At 25.5% G+C, this 8,358-nt stretch carries 8 protein-coding genes; 6 read left to right on the forward strand and 2 right to left on the reverse strand.

What is annotated here, in order from left to right:
* Positions 1-37: 37 nt before the first annotated feature.
* Both KGF46_RS19560 and KGF46_RS19565 read right to left on the reverse strand, forming a co-directional pair.
* Positions 38-1,549 (reverse strand): recombinase family protein, encoded by a 1,512-nt coding sequence (locus KGF46_RS19560; RefSeq protein ID WP_227828084.1) that lies wholly within the window; start codon positions 1,547-1,549, stop codon positions 38-40.
* Between the two features lie 196 nt (positions 1,550-1,745).
* Positions 1,746-2,600, reverse strand: a complete 855-nt coding sequence (locus KGF46_RS19565) for an AraC family transcriptional regulator (protein WP_227841663.1) — start codon at positions 2,598-2,600, stop codon at positions 1,746-1,748.
* A gap of 362 nt (positions 2,601-2,962) precedes the next feature.
* Between KGF46_RS19565 and KGF46_RS19570 the strand changes: the two genes are divergently transcribed.
* The 6 genes from KGF46_RS19570 (at position 2,963) to KGF46_RS19595 (ending at position 8,119) form a co-directional block, all read left to right on the forward strand.
* Entirely contained in the window at positions 2,963-3,244 is a 282-nt protein-coding gene (locus KGF46_RS19570; RefSeq protein WP_227828082.1) for a hypothetical protein, read from the forward strand.
* A 544-nt stretch (positions 3,245-3,788) separates the two neighbouring features.
* The gene (locus tag KGF46_RS19575; RefSeq protein ID WP_227828081.1) at positions 3,789-4,457 is read left to right on the forward strand and encodes a VanZ family protein; all 669 of its coding nucleotides are present in this window, start codon (positions 3,789-3,791) and stop codon (positions 4,455-4,457) included.
* A gap of 222 nt (positions 4,458-4,679) precedes the next feature.
* The gene (locus tag KGF46_RS19580) at positions 4,680-5,195 is read left to right on the forward strand and encodes an RNA polymerase sigma factor (protein ID WP_227828080.1); all 516 of its coding nucleotides are present in this window, start codon (positions 4,680-4,682) and stop codon (positions 5,193-5,195) included.
* Positions 5,192-5,953 carry a hypothetical protein gene (locus KGF46_RS19585; protein WP_227828079.1) on the forward strand — a complete coding sequence of 254 codons (762 nt, stop codon included), beginning with the start codon at positions 5,192-5,194 and terminating at the stop codon, positions 5,951-5,953. Before KGF46_RS19580 ends, KGF46_RS19585 begins: the two co-directional genes overlap by 4 nt.
* 37 nt (positions 5,954-5,990) lie before the next feature.
* The gene (locus KGF46_RS19590) at positions 5,991-6,857 is read left to right on the forward strand and encodes an ABC transporter ATP-binding protein (RefSeq protein WP_227828078.1); all 867 of its coding nucleotides are present in this window, start codon (positions 5,991-5,993) and stop codon (positions 6,855-6,857) included.
* 20 nt (positions 6,858-6,877) lie between these two features.
* Positions 6,878-8,119, forward strand: a complete 1,242-nt coding sequence (locus tag KGF46_RS19595) for an ABC transporter permease subunit (protein ID WP_227828077.1) — start codon at positions 6,878-6,880, stop codon at positions 8,117-8,119.
* Positions 8,120-8,358: the final 239 nt, after the last annotated feature.

An 8,358-nucleotide genomic window follows, 5' to 3' on the forward strand; every position in this document is an offset into this window, starting at 1 on the left:
TTGGTAATCAGTTTGTTTATAACATTGAAATATACACTTAGCTCTTTGGTATGGTAGGGTATAGTATTAAAGAAAAGTCATCGCATTTTTGATTAGGTTCTTTTTTATATATAGCATGGTCAATCATAGTTTTAAGTAATATATTTTTTAGATAAGGTTCTTTCTCTTCTGTGTATTCTCTTAAGACTTTTTCAAGTTGAGGAATGATTTGCATTCTAACAGTACTTTTTTTCTTTGCTATCTCAATATCTATATTTACTTTATTTATAGAACTTTTAACATCTTCTATGCGTGATGTAAGTATATTTGAACGTTCTATAAATACATCTGAACTATATATTCCTTGTTCTAAAAAATCATGTAATCCTCCCTTTTGCTTTTCTAGGTTCTCAAGCTCTTTTTTTAAACCTGTTAAAGTACATTTTAAATTATCTTCAAATGTATCTTTAAAAGTAACTTCTTCCTGTTTTAAAGATAGCTTATAATCTGTTAGCCATTTACTTAAAACATCTAAAACTTTATTTTCTAATATGTATAATTTAGTAGATTTATTTTTACAATTAGTGCAGACTATATATTTCTCATATCCACTTGATGTTGTATTAGATTTTGCAACTAAAGTATAGCCACAATATCCACATTTTATAATTCCAGCTAGAGGATTGGTTATTTTACTGTTTGGAGTAGGTGAGTTACTGCGTTTTTTTCTTATATATTGTGCTTTATTCCATATTTCTTCGCTTATTATTGGTTCGTGTTTTCCTTTTGCTTCCATTTGTTCATCAATACATCTAGTTCTACTAGAATTTCTTTTCCTCTCAACTTTATTCCATACTATGTATCCGCAATATACTTTATTTTTTATAATATCCCTTACACCTTTTTCATACCAAGTTCTACCTGTTGTGGTTTTATAACCAAGTTCATTTAGATACTTTGATATTTTACAGGCTCCAACTCCTTTTAGATACATATCGAATACTATTTTAATAACATTTGCTTTATCTTTATTTACTACAAGTATTCTTTCTTTGTTGCTTAAGTATTTAATATCATATCCATAAGGAGGAGACTGAGCAATAAACTTACCTTCTTCAATGCTTTTAATTTTTCCTCTTTGCATACGCCTAGATATTAACTTTAATTCCTTGCGAGCCATAAAAGCTTCAAATTCGGAATATTCTTCATCAAATTCATCATTTAAATCATAGATTTTTCTAGGAGTAATAATTTTTGTTTTGGATTTTTTAAATGTATCTAATATCAACCCTTGATCTTGCATATTCCCACGTCCTAAGCGGTCAATATCCATTACTAAAACAGCATCATAATTATTATTTTTAACTTCATCTAGTAATTCCAACATCTTAGGTCTATATTCTATACTTTCTCCAGAAATAAGCTCTTCCTTAATATCAATTACATTTAAGTTTTGTTCTTTTGCTAGTTTTAGTAGAGTTGTTTTATGTCTACTTAAGGTTTCAAACTCGCCTCTGTGTTCTGCTTCTTCATCAGCCCTGCTTTTTCGTAAATAAATAGAAACATTCATTAAATCACACTCCTTGAATATATTATATTCAGCAGTAAACTGATTATATTTAAAACATAAAAAATAAACATGTAAAAAATAGATTTTATCTTTTAACATGTTTATTTTGACAGATATCAGAATTTTTATTTTTGAAACAGAAGTTTACATTTTTATAAATTTCAATCTTATATTTTTATATAACTTAAATTTAAAACTACTTTTTTATAACAGGTATCCATACTTCAAACTTAGCATTTTGTGGGTCTGGATTTAAGTAAAGTTCAATATCAGGACCATTTTCATACTCATATCCAGAAGTAGGTAACCATTCTGTTACAATACGTTTTTCTAGTTCTTGTATCGCTTGTGGGCATTGTCCTTCTCCAGAAAATATTGCCCAAGTAAAAGGTGGAATAGTGTATTCATCTAATGTATCATCTATGGACGCTGTGCTTGCAACAGAGATAAAGTATTTCCACTCTTCTGAATCATTACACACACTTACACCTAACACACCTTTTAGTTGGCTATTCATCATAGGTAGTAGTTTTTGAATGGTTCCATCTAATGCAGATTGTTGCCACATTTTTGGAACAATCTCAAAGTTTTTTTCTAACTCAGTGTGAAGGCGTTGAGATACACCCACAATACGAAATGCTTCTTTCTTTTCAATTCTATAATTCATTTCTTCAGCTCCTTTTATAGTAATTTTAAAGCTAATTGGAGGAAAGGCCTTCAAGTTTATTGTTTCTTCTTTTTTTATAATCGATGGTGCAATACCGTGAATACTTTTAAAGGCACGATTGAACGCTGTTGGAGAAGAGTATCCATATTTTAAAGCTATATCAATTATTTTTTTATTATCATTTTGTAATTCTACAGCAGCCAAAGACATTCGTCTGCGTCGAATATACTCAGAAAGAGGTACATCTGCCATATAAGCAAACATTCTTTGAAAATGATATGTAGAACAACAAGCTATTTTTGCCAGTTGTTCATATTCAATTTCTTTTGTTATATTTTCTTCAATATAGTTAATTGCTTTGTTTAATCTTTCAATCCATTCCATAAAATCAGCTCCTTATACTTTTTATAATACGTATTTTTAAATAATTCTTCCTCTCTTTTTATGCACAAATTAACTAGCATAATAAAGTATAAATTTAATATTAAAAATTAACTTAAGTATTAAAGTTATTAATTATATAACTTTTTTATATTTAGTATATCATAGTTTAACACTTAATTTTATTAGAACATAATAGTTTTAATTTGATATATATCACCTCTAATTAAATACTTAATTGTATAGATGATTTTGGTTATATATTGATATTTTTCACAATTTATACTAATCAAGTATTTATAAATATTAATTGAGAATAGGACAATTTTTAATATACATAAAATGTAAAAAGGGAGGGGATTTGCATGCCAAAGATAGAAAAAGATTTGGATGGTACAACTACTATAACATACCTTGTTGATGATGTAGATGTTCCAACAGACGATAATGGTTATAAAATATCCATGACAGTACTACATGGAAATACTGTATGCCATGTAGTATCTCCTGAAACAATCCTAGGAAGAAAGTTTACAGTAGAGGAAAAACGGGATAAAGATGATATAATATATGAAGCAATAGAAAAAATAATGATAGATAGACAATTAAAAGTACAAAACTCAAATAAAGAAGTTGCTAGTAATTAGCACTTCTTTATGAAATAAAGTAGGACAAATATCTTTAAAAACTTAATATTAAAACTACAAAATTTAATTTATAATAAATCTTTAATTAATAATATACTTATTGAGACTTTGATTATATATGATAATTTTATTATAATAATGATGTACATACTATTGAGATTATGGATAAAAAAATTAATGATGTACGATACATTCATACTTTTAAATAAAATATAGACTTTATATAAACTGTACCTTAAATTATTTTTATCATAATAACATACCTTCATTACAATATTTAATATTGAAAATCAAATATATTTATTAAAAATAAAAGCTTTCTCTAAGTTTGTGAAATGTTTGGAGATAGCTTTTATTTTTTTGGACAGTATATAAATTTCAAATCATTGTTGATAAATATTAGAAAGTATTTTTTTAATACTGACTTTTTGAAGCTTTAAATCGTTATATAAGATAGTAAAAGTAATTTATACTATATAAATCAAATTTATAAGGATAAAATTACTTGAAGTTTTCAATTTACAAAATACTAAGGAGGAAGATTATGAAATTTGATATAATGGAGTTATTTGTGTATGGATTACCAATATGGGTAATAGTTAGAGTAATTTCACTTATAAATAAGTATAAGAATAAGGAAAAGTATATTTTTTTGAAAGAAATAATTGTTAATCTATTTGTTCTTTATTTATTTATATTAATAAGTTTAGTTATCTTGCCAATAGATACAAATGAAAGCTATTTTTCGGGATTTACTATTTATGAAAAAATGAATATAAATCTATTACCATTTAAAGATTTTTTAGAGGGTGAATATAAAAATATAAATCTTCTAAAAAATAATTTAGTTGGAAACACCTTGTTGTTGTTCCCATTTACATTATATCTATGTTTAATAAAATCAAGTGTAAGAAATATTAAAAAGGCAATTGCAGTTACCTTTTTAATATCATTATCAATAGAAATTATTCAATTAATCATGAACTGCTTATCTATAGTTTCACAGTTAAGGGCTGTAGATATAGATGATTTGATAATGAATACTTTAGGTGGTTTTATTGCATACATTATATTTAAATTGTCTTATCGAGGAAAGCTTAAATATTTTATAGACAAGATATACATAAATAAGGAATTAAATAGTAACTCAAAAGAGGTTCTTGAGGATGATATTAAAAGTTATAAACACGATACTTTAAGAGAGGATAATTAAATTATAGTCAATGCTTAGTTTTATATATTATATTTAAATTTAAAATAGTTATCTATAAAAATTTGATGATAAATAAAATAAAGAATAAATAAGGTATTATCTAAAGGTGCAAAGTTACTTAAAGATTACCTTTGTTTTTAAATGTAAAATAATAAATTAAATTTTTTAATACTGACTTTTCTTTAATTTAAATCGTTATATATAGTGACGGAGGTGATAATAGTGAGTGATGCTAGGATTATAGCACAGATAAAAGCAGGTAAAAAAGAATTGTTTGATACTTTAATTGAAAAACATTATAATAGCGTCTATTGTTATTGTTATCGCCATGTAGATAATCAAATGACTGCACAGGACTTGACTCAAGATGTATTTGTAACAGTTATAAAAAATATAAGTAATTATAAACATTATGGTAAATTTGAAAATTATTTATATGTTATTGCTAGAAATAAGTGTAAGGATTTTTGGAAGAAAAAACAACCCATCTATTTAGAGTCACTAGACAAAGAGGAGTCTAAGCAAGAATTAGTAGATATAGAAAACAAAATATTTGTAAAAGAAGCTTTGACTAAATTGCCAGAAGTAGAATTTGAAGTAGTAATTTTGCGGTATTATCATGATTTAAAATTTAAGGATATTGCTAAGATTATGAATTCAAGTGTATCTGTTACAAAGTATAGGATAAATATGGCCTTAAAAAAATTAGAAACATATATGGAAGGAGGTAAACTATGAACAAGAAAAAAATTAAAAAAAGCTTAATGGAGTATACAGTTCCTAAATATGAAGCTTCAGCTTTTAAAAAGACTATTGAAACCATACATAAAATAACATTTAGTAATACTGATAAAAGAATGAATAGTATAGATTTTTTTATGTCTCAAATTGGTTTTATACGAAAAAGAACTTGGATTATGCAATTTCTAGTGTTATGTACAATATGTGTATTGCTATTCAATACATCAAGAGATAATAACTCATTTTATGAGATGTTAGCCTTGGTTTCTGTAGCAGCTCCACTTTTTATATTGACCAATATAGAGGAGATAGCAAAAGTATATAATAATAGTGTATTGGAAATAGAATTTTCAACAAAAAATACATTACATAAAATTATTGCTACTAGAATGATTGTTTTTGGAGTAAGCGATTTATTATTTATGTGCGTTATCTTATTACTAGCAAAACAAATAATTGATATCAATATCTTGTATATAATAATTTATATATTAGTACCTTTTAACTTAATGTGTATTGGATGCTTAGAAATTATAAATAGAAATAAAGGTAAGTATACAAATTACTATTGTATGATTTATGGTATATCTCTTGTCTTGTTAATATTTATGCTTGGTACTTTCAAAAATAGTATATATCAATTTGAAGCAATAGACCAATGGTTAATTATTTTTTTAGTAACATCAGTAATATTAATATATGAAATAAAAAAAACATGGAAACATCTTTGTTCATTTGAAAACATTATCATTTAAATAATAAATAACAATATACAGTATTAGGAGGAATTGTATGGAACTGAGTTTAGAACGTCTAACAAAACAATATGATAACAAAATTATAGTAGATAGGATAGAATTCAAGCTAAATGAAGGTATATATGGATTATTGGGAGAAAATGGAGCAGGAAAAACAACTCTTATAAGAATGATTTGTGGGGTATTAATCCCAACTTCTGGAGAAGTGAAGGTAGATGGTAAAAATAATTTAGATATGGGAGAAGATTTTAGAGATATGATTGGATATCTTCCTCAAGACTTTGGATATTATCCAGACTTTACTGCAAAAGAGTTTATGTTATATATAGCTTCATTAAAAGGGTTAATTCCTAGCTACGCAAAAGAAAAATCACAAGAATTATTAGAGATGGTTGGATTATCAGGTGTAGTTAATAAAAAAATAAGAACATTTTCTGGTGGTATGAAACAAAGACTTGGATTTGCTCAAACGTTACTTAATGACCCTAAAATTTTAATACTAGATGAACCAACAGCAGGTTTGGACCCAAAAGAAAGAGTCCGTTTTCGTAATTTGATTTCAGAATTTTCTAAGGAAAAGATTGTAATTTTATCTACTCATATTGTATCTGATGTAGAACATATTGCAGATAAAATTTTAATACTGAAAAAAGGAAATCTCATTTTGGAGGGCTCAGTAGAAGCAGTAACATCGAAAATAGAAGATAAAGTATGGAAATGTGTGGTTAATAAAAATGAAGTAGATTATATGACTGGTAAATATTGTTTAGCAAATATTCATCACTCTGGAGGTGTTGCCACTCTTAGAATTATAAGTAATACAAAGCCACATGATAATGCATGTAATATAAGGCCAACATTAGAAGATTTATATTTATATTGTTTTAATGAAGTACTATAAATGTGTGTGAGGTGATAAATATGTCTACATTAATTAAATTTGAATTAAAAAAGATAATAAGAAGAAAATCTACAATAGCAGTTATTTTAGGAAGTTTGGTTTTAAGTATATTTCTTTTTGCCTTAATGCCACTTAAAGAAAAATCTTATGATGATAATGGAAAAGAGTATAGAGGTCTACAAGCTATTGAACTTGGAAAACAACAATCTAAATTAAACGAGGGATACATAACAGATAAAAAAGTAGAAAACTCAATCAGAAAATATCAAAAGATATTTAATAATCCAAATAATATTGTAAAAGATGAAAATGGTTTTTCAAATTTTAAACAAGATGTTTATTTGAGATTCTTTTACCCAAATAAAACTTTTTATAACTTTATAACAGAATCATATAGTGAACCAAATGATATTAATTCTATGATACTTCAATCAATATCATTAAAAAATAGAACTAATTTTTATAAGTTTAGAAATGAAAAGGTAAATACAATATTAAATAGTGAATATTCAGATGGAAATTATACACAAAAAGAAAAAGAATTTTGGTTATCTAAGAATAAGAAAATAAATGAACCCTATTTAAATGGATATTATGAAGGATGGAATTATTTTTTACTGGGTAGAGACCTACTAATTTTTACTATATTAGCTATATGTATAAGTATAGCTTCTGTATTTTCAGGAGAATATCAATCAGGCACTGATTCAGTCATATTGTCTTCTAAATATGGAAAAACAAAAGTTATAACAGCTAAAATAATAAGTTCCTTTCTATTTGGTACAATTATTTTTACAATAAATACAATTATATCTATTGGAATTCTTCTATTGTCCTTTGGAGTAGATGGATGGAATTTACCATTACAACTTACTGTAAGCTCAACACCATACCCAGTTACATTTTTACAGGCAACTTTATTGAGTATTTTGGTTATCTATATGATATTAATAGCATTAATTGGATTTACACTTTTATTATCCTCTTGCATGAAATCGCCTTTTCCTGTTTTAATTACAGATATAGCGTTACTATTTATACCACTGTTCTTAAAATATAGTGAGACAAATTGGCTATATAATCAGATTCTTCGAATTTTGCCATCAAATGCTATTTCATTCTCATTTTCTGAGTATATAAACTACAGATTTGGAAGCTTAATAATAGATTTACCTACAATGATTATTTTTACAGGTTTAATATTATCAATTATTATTTTACCTTTTATTAAGAATAACTTTAGAAAACATCAAGTTAGTTAAAATACATAATATAAAAATATATAAAAATAATAACATAAAAAAGATATAAACGAAGAATTCTTCATTTATATCTTTTTTAGATTATATTGAAATTAAACTTAGTAATAATTATATAATATGTATTTTAGATGCTATAAATCACAGTTATAAATAGACTGATTTTTGGTAATCAGTTTGTTTATAACATTGAAATATACACTTAGCTCTTTGGTATGGTAGGGTATAGTATTACAGAAAAG

The sequence above is a fragment of the Clostridioides sp. ZZV14-6153 genome (genome assembly GCF_020657855.1).
In the GTDB taxonomy this organism is placed as follows: Bacteria; Bacillota; Clostridia; order Peptostreptococcales; family Peptostreptococcaceae; genus Clostridioides.